Here is a 16,627-nt window from a genome sequence, read left to right on the forward strand (position 1 = left end):
GGCAGCGTGACGATGAACCGGATCCACAACATCCTAAGCAGCCTCTCCGGCCTCCGGGCCGGGGAGCTTGCCGGCGCCAGCGGCGACCGGCGGGGCCGCGGCACGTCTGTGCCGCGGGCTGCCGCGGAGTTGCGTCCGGAGCGCGGCCGTGTCGCCCGCCTGGTGGCCTCACTTCTCCTGGGGCTGTCCCTGCTCCTTACCAGCCAGGCGGTGTGGGCAGCGGTCAACGGCGACCAGATCGTCAACCGCGCCAGCTTCCGTTGCGAACAGCTCCCCACCGTCTCCAGCCAGGTCACGGTGACCGTTATGGCGCGCACCGCCTCCACTGCGCAGTTTCTCAAGTACGCCCCCGGCACCACCGGCGCCAGCAGCATGACGGTTCCCGTGACCTCATACTACGACAGCACCGGGGGACTTGCGCCCCTCCCGGCCCCGGTCACCGTCGGCAACCAGGGCACCATCGACCTCTCGACCCCGGTGGCGCTCACCGCATCCAGCACCTTCCACGCCGGTGAACCCCTCTTCGTGCGGGTTACCGACCCGGACCAGAACCTGGACAGCACCGTTGCGGAAACGGTGGAAGTGACTATCACCGATCCGACCACGGGGGATACCGAACTGCTCCAGCTAACGGAAACGGGGCCCGATACCGGCATCTTCGTGGGGTACATCCAGACCAGTTCGGAGCGTAGCATCGCCAAGAACGGCATCCTCAGCGTGACCGAGGCTTCAGACATCAAGGCGTGGTACGTGGATAAGGTCGACGGCAGCGACAGCTCAGCAGCGGCCGCCATCGTCGACCCCTTCGGTATCGTCTTCGATTCCGTCACCGGCAAGCCGGTCGACGGCGTCACCGTGGAACTGATCGACGCAACCACCGGGCGCGGGGCCACCGTCTTGGGCGACAACGGCCTCGCCGGCAACCTCTATCCGAACACGGTCGTCTCAGGCTCGATCGCCAGCGACAGTGAAGGAAGAACCTACGCATTCACCCCGGGGGGCTATCGTTTCCCATTCGTCGCCCCGGGCAAGTACCTGCTGAAGGTAACGCCGCCGCAGAGTTATACCGCTCCGTCCACCGTCTCGACGGCGAAGCTGCAAGCCCTTCCGCACGCCCCTTTCAACATCCTGGAGCCAGGCTCCCGCGGCGAGGCGTTCACCGTCGAGGCCGGACCGGCGATCAGGGTGGACATCCCCATCGACCCGAAGATAGGCACCCTTTGGCTCAGGAAGACGGCAGGAAAGAGCGTCGTGTCCACGGGTGAGTACCTGAGCTACGAGGTTACGGTGCAAAACTCCGACACCGTGGGTACGGTATTCAACGCCGTGGTCACCGACAAGCTCCCGGCCGGTTTCCGGTACCAGAAGGGATCGGTACGGGTGAACGGCGCGGCAGTATCCGACCCGGCCATATCCGCCGACGGCAGCACCCTTACCTTCGCCGTCGGGCATATCCCTCCCGGCACCTCGGTGCTGCTCCGTTACGTGGTGCTGGTCGGGGCAGGGGCCAAACCCGGCACCGCGGTCAACATCGCCTCGGCCAGCAGCAACCCGCCGGTCAGCGCGACCCCCGCCACCGCATCGGTCACGGTGCAGGAGCCCTTCCTGCAGAGCCGCAACATCATCATGGGGCGGGTTTTCGTAGGTGCCTGCAGCGAGAACGCCGAAGACAACAAGAAGGGGATGGAAGGCGTCGGCATCTACCTCGAGGACGGCACCTTTGTGGTCAGCGACAAGCGCGGCATGTTCCATTTCGAGGGGGTGGCGTCGGGGACGCACGTGGTGCAGCTCGACATCGACTCCATCCCGGAAGGGTACCGAGTGCAGCAATGCGAGAAAAACAGCCGCTTTGCCGGGCGCGCCTACTCACAGTTTGCCGAGCTGCAAGGCGGTACCATGTGGCGCACCGACTTCTACCTGGGCAGGGTCGGGGACACGGCAGCAGCACCGGCAGCACCGGCAGCACCGGCACCGGCACCGGCACCGGCACCGGCACCGGCACCAGCACCAGCACCAGCACCAGCACCAGCACCGGCACCGGCACCGGCAACGGCAACGGCAACGGCAACGGCAACGGCAACGGCAACGGTGCCGGCTCCGACAGCAGCAGTGCCAGCAGCAACCGGGAGCAATGGAGCAGCCGGGCCGGCGACGACAGTTGGGCCTCCTGCCGAGGATTTCAAGTATCAGGGAGAGGTGAGTCTGGAAATGATCAGCGCCCAAAACGGCGACATGATCGAGTACCGGATACCTATGCAGGCGGCCGGAGCTCCGCTGCAAAACCTGCAACTGACCATCGACTTGCCGCCCGGAGTGATCTACCAGAAAGGGAGCGGCAACCTGGGCGGTGCTCCTCATGCCGACCCGCAGGTTGACGGCAACCGGCTCAACTACGCATTGGGTGCTGCCGACGCAACCTGGGGTACCGAACTGAGGTTCAAGGCCCGAGTCGAACAGGGCCGCCAGGCGGGAACACTTCAGACCAAGGCAAGGCTTGCCTTCGACACCGCCAGGAGCAAAGACATCCTGACGCCGGAGGTCGACAACATCCTCTCCCTGGTCAAGGAAGAGAGCAAGGTTTCGCTCCCGCCGGTGGTACTGCACCCGCACTTCCCGACTTTCGGATCCGAGTTGAGCGACGAGGACCGCCAGCAGCTCGCCATGCTGGTCGAGCTGCTTCGCCGCTACAACCTGGACCGCATCGAGGTTACCGGCCACACCGACGGGGTACGCATTGCTTCGCGCAGTCGTGGCATTTACGCCGACAACACCGCACTCTCCTTTGCACGGGCCAGAAACGTCGGTCGTTTCCTGACGGCAGCCCTGCACCTGCCGCCGGAGGCCCTCTATCTTACCGGCCGCGGCGACAAAGAGCCGGTGGCGAGTAACCGCACCGAGGCAGGCCGCGCCATCAACCGTCGCGTGGAGGTGAAAGTTTCTCTGTCGCAGAACGTGCAGAGCACCAGGGTGACCGTGGTGAAAGAGCGTAGCGCGGTTAAAAAGCAGTTGCCGCTAGTGGCAGCCGTGCCTGGTGCCGGTGCGCAGGCGGCACCGGCACCGGCGCCGGCTACCGCGCACGTACCGGCAGCGTCTGCTCCGATGGCCGCCAGTCCGACTGGTCCGGCACCCCTGGCCGCGGCGGCGGGTCCGTCAGTCCTGGCAGTACCGGCTGTACATACTGCAGCGCCCGGCCAGGATGCCGAGCGTGTCGAACTCTACGCGGCGCTTGCCGATGGCGTGGTACACCACCGCATCAAGCTGACAACTGCCGGCATGACGCCGCAGACAGTCACCGTCAAGCTGACACTCCCCAAGAACCTTCTCTACATGAACGGCACCTCCCGTCTTGCCGGCGGCGACACGCCGGACCCGCAGGCAACCGACACGGCACTGGTGTATCACTTCGACAAGCTGGCGGAGGGTGGCAAGCTGGACCTGCACCTGCAAGCACTGCTGGACCCCGACGTCAAGGAGGATAACTCGACCAGCAGCGTAAGCGTCGAACTCTGCGGTGCCCAAGGCAAGCCGCTCAAGATGCTGAACGCCTCGGCGGAACTCTCCGACAACATGGAGGACATCAACCGTCCCGATCTCACCCCGCTGCCGGGGGGCGCCCCGGTCCAGGCCAAGGCCGAGCAGGACTCGATCAACAGCGGAGATTTCGAGGAAAAGATCAACAAGGGTAAGATCCAATCCGCCGACCCCAACGCCGATCTGCACGTCAAGGAGAAGGAGGGGATACTCTCCCCTGCCGATGGAACGGTCCTCGCGTCACAGATCAACGCGGTCCAGATCGTACTGAACTCGGCACTCACGCCGGTGCTGACCCTGGACGGCCAGGTGATCCCCGCCGAGAAGATCGGTTTCAAGATGAAGGACCCCGAGAGCGAAAAGAGCCTGTACACCTACATCGGCATCGACTTCGGCAGCAAGGGCGATCACCTCCTGCAACTCAAGGGAATGGACGGCTTCGGGGTCGCACGCTACGAACACAACGCCAAGCTGGCGCGCACCGGTGAGATCGCCGCCATCCGGCTGGTATCGGCGGAGGGAAATGTCGCCGACGGCAGAACCCCGGTGCGCGTGCGGATCGAACTGCTGGACCAGGACGGCAAACCGGTGCCGGCCAGCACCGAGCTCGCACTCAAGGGGGGCGAACTGCATCCGTACCTGGAACCGGGAACGCTCGCGGTCAGTGCGGGGAGCGGCCTGATCCCGGTCGACGCACAGGGGTGGATGAGGTTCCAGCCGGTGACTGCAAGTGGTCTGTATCGCGCGCAGGTGGCCTATAACAAGGCGACCCTGGACCTGGAAACCTACGTCAAGCCGAAGATGCGCGACTGGATCCTGGTCGGCCTCGCCGAGGGGACACTCGGCTACAACACGGCAGCCGGACACATGCAGAACCTGAAGGGCGCCGGTGCGGAGGAGCACCTCTACGAAGAAGGGCGGATCGCCCTCTACGCCAAGGGGACCGTCAAGGGAGAGTGGCTCCTCACCATGTCCTACGACAGCGCCAAGAAGAGCACTGGCGTCTCCGGGAATTCCCTGTTCCAGAACATCGATCCCAACGCCTTCTACGCGCTCTACGGCGACGCCACGACCCAGGCCTACGACGCCTCCAGCCGCAGGAAGCTGTTCCTTAAAGTTGAGCGCGACCAGTTCAACGCCATGCTGGGCGACTTCGACACCGGCCTGTCGGTTACCGAACTCTCCCGCTACAGCCGCAGGCTCAACGGCGTGAAGACCGAATATCGTTCCAAGGAATTCGAAGTCACCGCCTTCGGCAGCGAGACCGGCCAGTCCTTCGTTAAGGACGAACTGCGCGGCGACGGCACCTCCGGCCTGTACCGCCTGAGCCGGAAAGGCCTCGTGGCGAACTCGGAGCAGATCACCATCGAATCGCGTGACCGGTTCCACAGCGAGCGCGTGATCGAGAGCAAAACCCTCACCCGCTTCATCGACTACAGCATCGATTACGAAGCGGGCGCCGTCTTCTTCAAGAGCCCCGTATTCACTAGGGACGAGCAGCTGAACCCGATCTACATCGTGGTCGACTACGAGATCACCGACGCGGGCAGCGATGCGCTCACCTACGGCGGCCGCGCCGGTGTTAAGCTCTTGGACGGGAAACTGAGGGTCGGCGGCAGCTACATTCATGAGGGACATGTCAGCGGCGACAGCAACCTCTACGGCGCCGACGCCACCGTGACCCTCGGCCCCGGCACCAAAGCGCGGGCGGAGGTCGCAACCAGTCAGCGCAGCATGCCGACCGAAAAGGCTTCCGGCAACGCCTACCTCGCCGAGATCACCCACCAGGATCAGCAGATGGAAGGAAAGGCGTACTTTCGCGAGCAGGAGGCTGATTTCGGCCTGGGACAGCAGAAGGGAAGCGAGGCGGGAACCCGCAAGTTGGGTGCGGAGGGAACCTACCGCTTAAATAGCGAAATGAGCCTCGGGAGTCAGATCTACCGCCAGTACAACCTCACCGGAGGCACCGTGAGAGACTTCGCCGAAGGTCAGTTCGGCTATACCGACAAGACCTTCACCGGCAAGGCGGGCTTGCGCTACGCCAACGACACGCTCGCCGACGGCAGCGATGCCACCTCGGTGCTGGGCACGGTCGGGGGGAGCTGGAAAACCCTCAATAAGCGTCTAACCCTGCGGGCAGACCATGAACAGGCGCTCTTCAACAAAAACCAGAACACCGACTACCCGACGCGGACGGTGCTGGGGGCAGACTTTCAGCTTAACCCGTCGCTGCTCCTCTACGCCCAGCAGGAGTTTACCCGTGCCGCCGACGCCGACACCGACACCACCAGGGTCGGCATGAAGTCCACCCCCTGGAGCGGCGGCACCGTCTCCAGCTCGGTGGGCAACGACCGCAAGGAGAACGACACGCGAACCTTCGCCAACGTGGGGCTCGCCCAGAAATGGCAGGTCAACAGCTTCTGGGCCCTCGACGGAGGCTTCGACCGCAGCCAGACCATCAGGAGAAGCGCCGGCTACCACTTCGACGCCAAGGTCCCCAGCGCCTCCGGTGGCGAGGACTACAGCGCGGTCTCCCTCGGGGCGACCTACCAGGAAAAGAAACTCCTGTGGTCGAACCGGGTCGAGTACCGTAACGGCGAAACCCAAGACAAATGGGGAGCGATCACCGGTGTGACCAACGAGCAGGGACTGTTCTGGGGCTGGATCGCCAAACTGCAGGTCTTGCACACCACCTCGACCGACGGGGCCCGCAGCACCGACGCGGACCTCAGGCTCGGGCTCGCCTACCGGCCGCCGGTGACCCGCTGGATCCTCCTGGACCGGGTCGACCTGCTCCTCAAGGACGAAAAGAGCCCCGGCACCTCCACGCAGGGGAGGAGGATCGTCAACAACTTCAACGCCAACTTCCGCCCGGACAAGCACAACCAGCTCTCCCTGCAGTACGGCGTGAAGTACGTGCTGGAGCAACTGGACGACCAGGATTTCAGCGGCGTCACCGACCTTGTCGGCGCCGAGGGACGCCATGACCTCAGCGACACCTGGGACCTCGGCCTGCGCGGCTCGGTGCTGCACAGCTGGCAGGCGCGCCAGATGAACTACAGCCTGGGAGCCTCCGTCGGCTACAACGTCATGCAGAACGCGTGGTTGAGCCTGGGCTACAACCTGGTCGGCTTTCGCGACCGCGACTTCGCGGGTGCCAACTACACAGCCCAGGGACCTTTCGTACAGTTCCGCTTCAAGTTCGACCAGAATTCCGTGAAGGAAGGGCTGGGCGCGCTGAACCGGGGCGAATAACCGTAGCAAAGCGACAGTGACCGAAGGCCGCTCGGATGCAGTTTCAGCGCCGGCCTCAGGAGAAGCAGATGCACAATGGCAACAACCTAGCTAAATCATTTACCGGCACGGGCTCCCGTTGGTCCCGGCACCTGACGGCGGCGACAGCGCTGCTTGCCCTGGCAGCCGTCCCTTCCGCCGCCCTCGCCCTTACCACCAGCGCCTGGCAAGACCAGACCTGCATCGGTTACCGCACAGGCGGCACCAACTGCACCGCCGGTGAGTTCACCATTTCCCCCGTATTCACCGCGCAGGCGGGCACCCCTCCCTTCTGCATCGCCGGGAGTTCCTTCAAGTTCAAGGTCGAACTCGGGCTGTCCGGCACCAACACCGACCGCTACGACGTCGGCTTCTTCGTAGGCCAGCAAGGGAACGACCCTCGCGACACGACCCCCGGCAACATCTGCTCCGTGGCCACCTTTCCGACCACCCCGAGCCCCTGGCTAAACCTGGACGGCGACGGATGCGGCGATTTCAAGGGAGGGGCCAACTTCACCACCACCGTCGACGAAATCAAGGTCATCTGTTCCGGCGACAGCTCGGGTTCCCTCCAGGTCCCCTACGTCGTCACCTACTGGCAAAATCCCGGCCAGGTCTGCACCGGCCCCGCCGACGTCAGTAACGGCGCCCCTTCCAAGTGCAACGCCGGGATTGCCACCGTCGCAGGCAACGTCGCCGTCTTCACCGGCGCCTTTGTCGACGTTACCAAGAAGACAATGCCGGGCGGCAGCACCACCCCCTTCACCTTCACCGCCACCGGCCCGGCGGGATCCAAGGTGGTCGTCCTCACCGGCGCCACCCTGACCGCGACCTCGGCCTCCGGCGGCACCTATACGCCATCGACCATCGCCGCCGCCACCAACACGGTCAGCTTCACCCTGAAGGACAACGAAACCGCCCGCGTCTTCATCAACGCGCTCGCGACGGACCAGACCCTGACCATCAGCGAGACCGCGGCGGGGGGAGACTGGGACAACACCGCAGCCATCACCTGCGCCCCGGTGACGGGCGTCCCGACTTTCGCGACTACCCCGTCGGCCCGCAGCCTGAGCGCCACCCTTAACACCACCAACGCCGCCGGGGCCTGCACGGTGACCAACACGAAGCGCCCCCGGGTGACCCTGGTGAAGAACGTGGAGGCCAGGATCAATGCAGGCGATCAATTCACCGTCAGCGCAAGCGGCGGCGGCACCCTCACGGGAACCACTGCCGTCACCACCACGGGAACGCAAGCAACCGCCAGCACCGTCTTCAACTCTTCACCCGGCGTCGCGCTCACCCTCAACGACACGAAAGCCGCGGGGAGCACTGCCGCCACCAGGTACGCGGGGAGTCTTACCTGCAGCAATGCCTACACCGGCAGTGGCGCCACCCCAGCGGCCGCCCTTCCCAACCAGCTCTTCACCGCAAGCTACTCGTTGACGCCAGTAGCAGGCGACGACCTGACCTGCACCTTTACCAACACCCCGCGCCCGACCCTCGCCAAGAACTACGGCAGCGGCAACATAGCCACCGGCGCAAGCAGCACCCTCAACTTCAGCATCGTCAACGAGCCGACCACCAAACCGGCCCAGAGCGGTCTCGCCTTCACCGACACCTTCCCCGCCGGAATTACCGTCACCAGTGTCGGCGCCGTTTCCGGCACCGGCTGCAGCGGCACCACATCGTACAGCGCGTCGAGCGTGTCGCTCACCTCCGGCGCCATGATCGCAGGAAGTTCCAGCTGCAGCTTCAGCGCGACGGTGCGTGGCGACAGCGCCGCCTCGTATCTGAACGATGCCTCCAAATTCAGCGGACTGGGGGGCGGTCTCGACACCAGCAGCACCAGCGCAACCCTCAACGTCTTCGCCCCCCCCACGGCATCGAAATCTTTCGGCGCCGCCACGGTCGCTGCAGGGGCACCGGTGACCCTGTCCCTGATTCTCGCCAACCCCGCCGCCAACGTCGCCTCCCTGACCGGCGTCAGCGTGACCGACACCTTCCCCGCCGGAATGGTGCTACGCGATACCAGAATCAGCTTCTCCCCTGCCGGCTGCGGCGGCGTCACCAAAAGCTCGGGTGCCGCGTCAGCCGCCGGAGATGGCGAGGTACGCTTCACCGCCTCCTCCATCGCCCCCGGCGCCAGTTGCCAGGTCACCTTCAACGTCACCAGTTCCAGTTATGGGCTTTTGACCAACACCACCGCAGCCCCGCTCGCCACCGGCCCGACCGGGCTTTCCGGCACCAGCGCGAGCGCGAACGTCACCGTGGGCGCCATGCCGCTCATCTCGATACTCAAGTCAGCCAGCCGAGCCAGCGCCGATCCGGGACAGGACATCCTTTACACGGTCGAAGTGATAAACAGCGGCGGAGGGGCGGGCAGCAACGTTGTCCTCACCGATGACATGGGCCCCTACTCCTCCCTCTACCTCGGTGGGGGCGCCCCGTTCGCCTTCACCGATAGCGCTCCCCCCTCCGGTCTTTCTCTGGGCGCACCGCAGTACTCGAGCGACAAGGGTTCCACCTGGAGCTATGTTCCGGCATCCGGCGGCGGCGGAGCACCGGCCGGCTACGACGGCAACATCACCAACTGGCGCATTCCCATGACCGGCAACATCCGGTCCGGTGGCAATTTCAGGCTCGATTACAAGGTGAAGGTGAAGTAGCTGTGGCGTGTCATTTCAAGCAATTGGCGGGGCCAAGGATAGCGGAAAGCGAATAATTGCAGAAATACGTTTCTTATTGCTTGACAATCGACGATGAATGCTGATATATCTCTCCTCCTGATTGACCCGTCAGAGTTTCAAAGCCGGAATGTAGCGCAGCCTGGTAGCGCACCTGCTTCGGGAGCAGGGGGTCGGAGGTTCGAATCCTCTCATTCCGACCATTTATTGAAAAGGCCCTTGGAGAAATCCAAGGGCCTTTTTCGTTGCCGCTCCGGTCCTTCTCCGGTCCGCGAAGGATTCTCCTTGCACTTGTTGGACAGTTTCGCCTGCCTCCCCTCTCCCGGCCGTGCAATCCCGCCTTCGCAAGCCTGCCCCAGATCCCCTAGCGCCTCACCCCGGTCCCGCTAAGGCTTCCACCAGACGGGAAACTAAAAAAAGCCCTCGGCATTCGCCGAGGGCTTTTTACGATGGCACCGGCAGCCCTCACAACAGAGCACTGCCCTCATGCCGGGAAGACATTCCGTCTGCCGCATTTACACTGCAACGACAGCTCCAGTTTACCTCTGCACATCGTGCTCCGGGAAAAGTTGAACATGAAGTTCCGTCTGGTCCAGATCCCAGGCACCGGCACCCATTATACCGATAGCCGGCACGATGAACACTGCAGCGCCTACAACGTCCAGTTTACCCGTGGCATTGAGATGGTGATCGATCAACCTTGTGTAGGCTTCGAACCCTTTCTTCTCCGCCTCGACCTGGACGGTCTTGTTACGCAATACGTCGAGAGTGGCGGGGCAATTGTACCTATTCCCGTTAACCCTGAGAACCGTGCCCTTTTCATTGCACGTGATATTCAAGGTTTGTGTTTCCGACCTGAATATCGAGCACCCGGTAGCAAGAAACATGAAACAACCGATCAGAAAAATATATTTGTGCAAAACATCCCCCCGCACTCCATGAGAAAGTCTGCATTGAATACCTCTACTGCGCAGGACATGTCAAGAATTAGATGTATCGGAGGTGGTCCCGAATTCTGCGGATGACTAATACCCGCCGGATGCGCCGCCTCCCCCGAAGGTACCACCGCCCGGTTGAAATCCCCTGGCCTCTGGCACCCTGACCGCCGGGGTAAGGGGCTGGATCGCCGCCAACGCCTCGGCATTGAGACCGTAGAGGCGCGGTTCAAGGAGTGGTTCGGCGGTAAAGGCGCCCCGGCAGCGTTTCGAACCGGCGCGTAGCCAGCGCAGCAGGCTGAAGGCGAGAGCCGCCAACAACAGTCCCGCAGCCGTCAACTCCTCGGCAAGATACCCGAAATGTATGTAGTACTTGAGGGTGATGATCGAGAGGATGGCGGAGACGACGCCGAACCAGAGAAGAGCCCGGTCGCGGCGGCCGATTCCCATCGCCAGGGCAGCAACCGGCAGGATGGCGGTCAGCAGGGCGCAGAGGGGATCGCTCCACGGCAGCTGCCATTCTCCCGGAATCCAGCCAAGCCATTCCCGCCAGAGGAGGCGGTGGGCAAAAAGGTTCACGTCCAGGTAGATCCCCGCCCAGGCTGCGAGGCGAACCGTTTCCAAAGACCAGACGTATCCCCGGGGCAGGCTCGTTCGGCTGGCGAGCCGCAGCTGCGCCCAGATTGCCGCTGCACCGAGCAGCAGCAAAAGGACGAACCGGGACAGTGGCGGCTGCTGCCAGTGGAGAATATCCGCGAGATGGAAGGGAAGAGCGGCAAGGGCGAGCATCGCCCCGAACGCCGCCAGGGCATAGCCGTAACGAACCGTCAGCACAACCGCTCCGGCCAGAACAATGACGTGAGCAGTCAGCCACGCCAGACGTTCCGCGCTGTGCCCCCAGTCGTGAGCCGGGATGGCAACTGCCAGGGCGAGCATGCCGACCGCCTGCAGCAGCAGTGCCTCCTCGGCGCCGCAGCGGTAGAGGCGGCGGCCGGCAATAAGCTTCTTATCGGCGACCCAGGCACCGAGCGGGGCGAAGAGCAGGCACAACAGAGTGAAGCCGGCTTCCCTGACATCGAAAATAACAGCCGGCAGCGCCACCAGAGCCGCCACTCCGACCGTGGTGAACAAGGCGAGGAGGATGCGGATGAAGACGTTCACCCGCACCAGTTCCGGCCGGTAGCGCTCCGCCACCCTAGCGGCCTGCTCCGCGGTAATGATCCCGGCCTCCTGCCAGCGCCGCGCCTCCTCCACCACCGCCACCCGGCGATCGCCTTTCTCATACAGGGCTATCATTCGGCACTCCTAAAGCGGCGATGCACGGCCACCAGGGCCGTCAGCAGCGACGCCGCGCTGACCAGGAAGTAGAGTATGATCCCTTCGCTGCTCCAGTGACCGCGATTGAACACGAAGGTGGTTATGCCGAGATAGCCATAAAGGACCGAGTACAGGAGGAAGGCGAAGCTGCGGTCCCGCAGGGCGTAGAGGGCGCTGCAGCTGCAGGCCAGCAGCAGACCGGCAAGATAGGTCGCGCCTGCGGTGCTGGGGCCGACCCCGGCGACCAGGACCGCGAGGAGTACGTTGACACCGAGGTGCAGGTGGACTGGGAGGAAGTGGCGTTTCCAGCCGAGTCGGGCCTGTATCACCCCCGCCCCCACCACCAGAACCCCGAAGAAGAGGGCGTTGTCGCGCAGGCCACCATCCCAGGGCCTCGCGCCGAGCAGGCTCGTCTTGACGCCGAGCCAGGCGCCGAGGGTGGAGAGGGCCAGCGAGAGGACCAGGCGGTTGTCAAAGTAGTGGGCGCAGAGGAGATAGGTCAGGGCGGAGACCAGCAGCCACCAGTTCCAGTTTTGGGCGAGGAGTTGGTAGCGGAGTTCCAGGTAGCCCTGTAGCGTGCCGAGGAGGAGACAGCCGAGTAGGAGGACGTAGTCGTAGGCCGCGTCGGGCGCCGCGAGCCTTTCCGGAGAGAAGCCGCCGCCGTTGCGCAGGCAGTAGGCAAAACAGGCCAAGCCCCCCAGGACAATGGCCGCGAGCAGGGTCAGGTGGCCGATGGAGGCAAAATGTTTGGCGACAAGCAGGCCGAGTCCGGTAGTCAGAATTAAAATGCCGCCATAGAGGAGCAGCCGCAGTTCCCAGTGCACCGAAAACAGCTCGCGACCGTAGATCCGGCGCAGCAGTGCCGCCTGCTCCCGGCTCAGGATTTCGCTATTCTCAAGATCATTCAGCGCCTCTTGCACCTTGCCTCCCTTCGTTATGTCCCAACCCGCATGCCTGCCGCAGTTGTCTGAAAATCTCCTCGGCGACGGTTCTCCCTTCCACTCCGTCCCCCAAGGTGATGGTTGCGCACCGTCACCTGAAGCGAGTTGCCTAAAAGCCATACGGCGTCCAACGGGGCGCCCGGTTGACCCGCAAGCCGATATTCTTGGGCTGACGGCGTCGAAACCAGTTGGTTGGGGCGTCACTAATTTCCCATATCCAAAGGGAGACCTAGCTTCTCCATGGTGCAATGAGCCAGACCGTTGACAAGGTGTGTAACCGACGTACAGTCGGTTACATGCAACCACAGACGTACAGTTCGACATGGAGGTAAACCATGCGCTTGTCAGTTTCGGGTATTGTCATTACTGTCTTAGCACTGATAGTAGGCGGCTGTGGCAGCAACAACTTTCTCGTGTACAAGGATGGCAGCAACTTTTTCATCACTAGAAACTGCGAGGCGCGGCAACGCCTGCTCTGCGATTCCGGCGATATCGGGCGCATCGTTGCCGGGTCAGCGCTTCCCCAATCGCTGCAAGACCGGATCAAAGAGGCGATATGTGCGTCGGGCGTGACGAAGGCCAGCATGCACGAAATCCTGGCAACAATGACCGAAGAGCAGCTTTCCTCACTCAAACAGTCCTTCCGCGACAACGGCTACGAAATTAACAAACCGATTGATGCGTGAGCGTAATGGCCTGGTGTCCGGGTGATGCCAATGATGTGGCGGATGACGTGCGACCGCAGGGGGTCAGGTCGATTCGCATGTTGAGCACTTTTTCAAACCTTGATCCTGTTTATGATAACTTCCGACCTTCTACAGCAAGGTCTATTCGGCCGGCAGCATATCATACCCAATTAACGTTTTTCAATTTGGAATCCCCTACCATGGAGCCTGGAAACTGACCAGTCACTGAGCGCATGAGGCGGAGGGGAAGCTGGTATCGTATGTACTTATGCCCCCCCCCCAATGCTCATCCCCTCTCGTTCGCCCCCTCTCGTCTCTGAATACGCGTGCGCGCCGCCGGTTTCCTTCAGATCTCACAACTCTTTTGCGAGATGTCATCTCCCGGAAGGGAGATGACACATGTGAGCGGTGATCGCCGACGTTTCACGGTATCAAATGCGGCAGTTTACTTCGAGGCGATGTGACAGGGCTGGTGCAACGCATTCAAAGTAAAGGGAGTGAAGGCTTTCTACCTGCTTTCGGTGCTAGGTGGGGTCGACACGACCCTGCCCACAACCTTCAGCAAGTCAGCCGCAACGTACGGTTTGGAGAGATATGCGCAGAAGCCGTGCTGCTGCCACTCGGCCATGGTCAGGTCGTTGGAATAGCCGCTGGAAACCACCAGCCGCGCCTGCTTGTCTATGGCTAGCAACTGCTCTGCCGCGACTTTCCCGCCGATCCCCCCGCGGATGGTGAGGTCGAGGATGACCGCCGCATACGGAGCCCCTTGCACGACCGCACCGCGGTACCGCTGGACAGCCTCCTCTCCGTTGGAACATGTATCGACCGCGTAGCCGTACTCCCGCAGCACATTCCCGATGTATTCCAGGATCATCTCCTCGTCATCCATTACCAGGATGGAGGCACCGGGGTGGTGAAGAGGCACTTCTTCCGCGACAGGTGGCTGGACGACGGTCCCGCTGCAGGCCTGGAGGTGGATGGTGAAGGTCGCGCCGGCACCAGGGGGCGATGCGACCGAAATGCTGCCGCCGTGCCGGGTGATGATGGAATGGCTCGATGCGAGCCCGAGCCCGGTCCCCCCCACTTTGGTGGTGAAGTAGGGATCGAAGATGTACTTCATGGCATTCTCGTCGATACCTGTGCCTTCATCGGTAAAGCTGATCCTCAGATACTCTCCCGCGGGCAAGCTGCAATCATTCCCGGTGGCGAGGATGACATTTTCCGCTGCCACGGTGAGACTCCCGCCGTCGGGCATGGCCTGCGCCGCATTTATGATGATGTTGTTGAACACCTGGCTCAGCTGCCCCTCGTCGGCCTCGGTGAGCTGCAGGTCGGGTGCGATTTCCAACTGCGCCGTCACCTGTGATCCCCGTAGCGACAGCGAAAGTGATTCTTCCAGCAAGTGCGCCACCTGGACCGGCGATTTGACCGGGTCCCCTTTTTTGGCGAAGGTCAGCAACTGCTTGGACAGCTCGGCTGCGCGCCGACACGCCTTCTCTGCCTGGTTTAGGCACACGAACGCCTTCTGCTCAGGATCGACAAGCAACTCTGCAATGGTGATGTTGCCTACGATCGAGGTGAGTATGTTGTTGAAATCGTGAGCGATCCCGCCGGCCAGGACTCCCAGCGACTCCAGCTTCTGTATTTTCAGCATCTGGTCGTGGATCTGCTCCCGTTCGGTGATGTCGGTCATGATCTCCACGGTGCGCCCGAGGACCAACTGGGTCTTGATGATGACGTGGCGCAGCCTGCCGTCCTTGCAGGTAATCTTCGCTTCGCGCAGCGGCACCGGCGTCCCCCTCTCCTGCGCTTCAGCCAGCGCTTCGCTTCTCCCCCGGGTATAGGTGCGACGGTACTCCGTGTCGGGATAGGCCCGCTCGAACCACTGCTGCAGGGTGGGAATGTCGCCCATTTCGTAGCCGAAGGTCTCCCGGAAGCAGTTGTTCAGGTACTGGACCCTGCCGTCCGGGGTGAACCACCAGACCGCAGCGGGCATGGTATCCATAAGGGTCCGCAGGGTGCGCTCCCCTTCGACGAGGGATGCCTCGGCCCGTCTGCGCTCCTCCAGTTCCCGCTCCAACGTGGTCATCACCATCCAGAACACAAGGGCGCAGGTGATGGCGCTTATGACGAACCCGCTGCTAAGGTCGATGAGCCGGTCGTTGACGGTATGGAAAGGGGTGATCAGCCGTGGCACGAAGTGCTCGACCAGCAGCAGAATACAGTTGTCCGCCAATAGCAGGAAGAACAGGAGAGACCACTTTGCCCCCCTGAAGAAGATCAAGGGGTAGAGGACCGCAGCCAGGAAGTAATAGGCGATGCTCCCCTGGGAGCCGGCGTTCATGAACCAGGCGATGTTCAAGACTACCAGCGTAACCAGGTAAAAGGCCGTGACGCAATGGGTGCCACGACATGAGTGAACGAAAAAAAAGGCTGAGAGGAGTCCGTAGGCGAATATGGTTGCGTTCAGATACGGCGAAAGGTCCTGGATGATGTTGGTGGGAAAGACGATGAAGATGCACAGCAGTGCCATGGTGAGGGTGATGAGCCGGAATAGGCGCACCTCGACGGAGACATCCTGCCCCCTGGTGACATAGACCCAGATCTTTTCGAGGTACGCGTCCACTGTCACCCCCGCAGAATCAGCCTCTGCCCTGTGTCACAGCATGAGACTGACATGATTCTCAAACTCAGTAGCGCAAATCACCTTATATCTGGTTCAGAAGTTACTGTAACAGCTGCTTTCTGTAAAGTCATAGTTGCATAGTAACTAATACCATAAAAACCGCCACGCCTAATCCTCCAGGCAGGATAATAAGGGCTGTAGTGCTGACTTCCCGCAGGAACGGCTCCCCTCGCCTGGCCGTCTTCACCTGTAGACGTCTTCTTTGGCGTAGGGGACGGTCTCTGCGACCGGCAGAAGCACTTGTGATAGCAATAGGTTCGAAAATGGGTTGCGATTTAGCAACATTCCGTTGGGAAATTTATAATCATATATAGACAAATCTGCATAAAAAAATTGTTTACTGGTCTGCTGCAACATGCTACGTTTTCGTCACTTTTTATCCTGACTCAGTAAACGCACCCTCTATGAGAGCCGGAAAAGGCTCGGGAGCTTAACAAGTCACAGAAGCTTAGTCAGCCTCTATCGCAGCACCATACAATCAGATAGACGATAATACTAAACCACCCGCGAGGGTGGGGCGGAAAGCCTACAGGGTCTCACCGAGACAGCCGGGTTGCCGAAATATCTCACGATA

At 62.2% G+C, this 16,627-nt stretch carries 7 protein-coding genes, 1 tRNA gene and 1 riboswitch; of the genes, 4 read left to right on the plus strand and 4 right to left on the minus strand.

What is annotated here, in order from left to right:
• Positions 1-12 precede the first annotated feature (12 nt).
• The 3 genes from KP004_RS17970 to KP004_RS17980 all read left to right on the plus strand — a co-directional run bounded on the left by KP004_RS17970 (position 13) and on the right by KP004_RS17980 (position 9,691).
• A complete protein-coding gene (locus KP004_RS17970) occupies positions 13-6,786 on the plus strand; it encodes an OmpA family protein (protein WP_216799784.1) in 6,774 nt (2,257 codons plus the stop codon).
• Between the two features lie 68 nt (positions 6,787-6,854).
• Positions 6,855-9,470: a DUF7933 domain-containing protein gene (locus KP004_RS17975; RefSeq protein ID WP_216799785.1), complete on the plus strand. Its 2,616-nt coding sequence runs from the start codon at positions 6,855-6,857 to the stop codon at positions 9,468-9,470.
• Between the two features lie 144 nt (positions 9,471-9,614).
• Positions 9,615-9,691: transfer RNA gene (locus tag KP004_RS17980), tRNA-Pro, on the plus strand.
• A gap of 336 nt (positions 9,692-10,027) precedes the next feature.
• On the opposite strand, the gene KP004_RS17985 is transcribed toward KP004_RS17980, so the two are convergent.
• The 3 genes from KP004_RS17985 to KP004_RS17995 form a co-directional block, all read right to left on the minus strand.
• Entirely contained in the window at positions 10,028-10,327 is a 300-nt protein-coding gene (locus KP004_RS17985; RefSeq protein WP_216799786.1) for a hypothetical protein, read from the minus strand.
• Between the two features lie 186 nt (positions 10,328-10,513).
• Positions 10,514-11,719, minus strand: a complete 1,206-nt coding sequence (locus KP004_RS17990; protein ID WP_216799787.1) for a hypothetical protein — start codon at positions 11,717-11,719, stop codon at positions 10,514-10,516.
• Positions 11,716-12,660: a DUF2157 domain-containing protein gene (locus KP004_RS17995; RefSeq protein ID WP_216799788.1), complete on the minus strand. Its 945-nt coding sequence runs from the start codon at positions 12,658-12,660 to the stop codon at positions 11,716-11,718. Before KP004_RS17995 ends, KP004_RS17990 begins: the two co-directional genes overlap by 4 nt.
• A 356-nt stretch (positions 12,661-13,016) precedes the next feature.
• Here KP004_RS17995 and KP004_RS18000 point away from each other — a divergent pair, with 356 nt between their 5' ends.
• Positions 13,017-13,367: a hypothetical protein gene (locus KP004_RS18000; RefSeq protein WP_216799789.1), complete on the plus strand. Its 351-nt coding sequence runs from the start codon at positions 13,017-13,019 to the stop codon at positions 13,365-13,367.
• 508 nt (positions 13,368-13,875) lie between these two features.
• Here KP004_RS18000 and KP004_RS18005 read toward each other — a convergent pair.
• Complete coding sequence (locus KP004_RS18005) at positions 13,876-15,993, minus strand: hybrid sensor histidine kinase/response regulator (protein WP_216799790.1); 2,118 nt, start codon at positions 15,991-15,993, stop codon at positions 13,876-13,878.
• Between the two features lie 544 nt (positions 15,994-16,537).
• Positions 16,538-16,614, plus strand: a riboswitch (cyclic di-GMP riboswitch).
• Positions 16,615-16,627: the final 13 nt, after the last annotated feature.

The sequence above is a fragment of the Geomonas oryzisoli genome, from assembly GCF_018986915.1.
Taxonomy (GTDB): domain Bacteria; phylum Desulfobacterota; class Desulfuromonadia; order Geobacterales; family Geobacteraceae; genus Geomonas; species Geomonas oryzisoli.

Excerpts from the sequence above, each read along its gene's own strand:
- KP004_RS17970 (WP_216799784.1), top strand. The coding sequence starts at position 13 with ATGAACCGGATCCACAACATCCTAAGCAGCCTCTCCGGCCTCCGGGCC.
- KP004_RS17990 (WP_216799787.1), bottom strand. The coding sequence starts at position 11,719 with ATGATAGCCCTGTATGAGAAAGGCGATCGCCGGGTGGCGGTGGTGGAG.
- KP004_RS17975 (WP_216799785.1), top strand. The coding sequence starts at position 6,855 with ATGCACAATGGCAACAACCTAGCTAAATCATTTACCGGCACGGGCTCC.
- KP004_RS18000 (WP_216799789.1), top strand. The coding sequence starts at position 13,017 with ATGCGCTTGTCAGTTTCGGGTATTGTCATTACTGTCTTAGCACTGATA.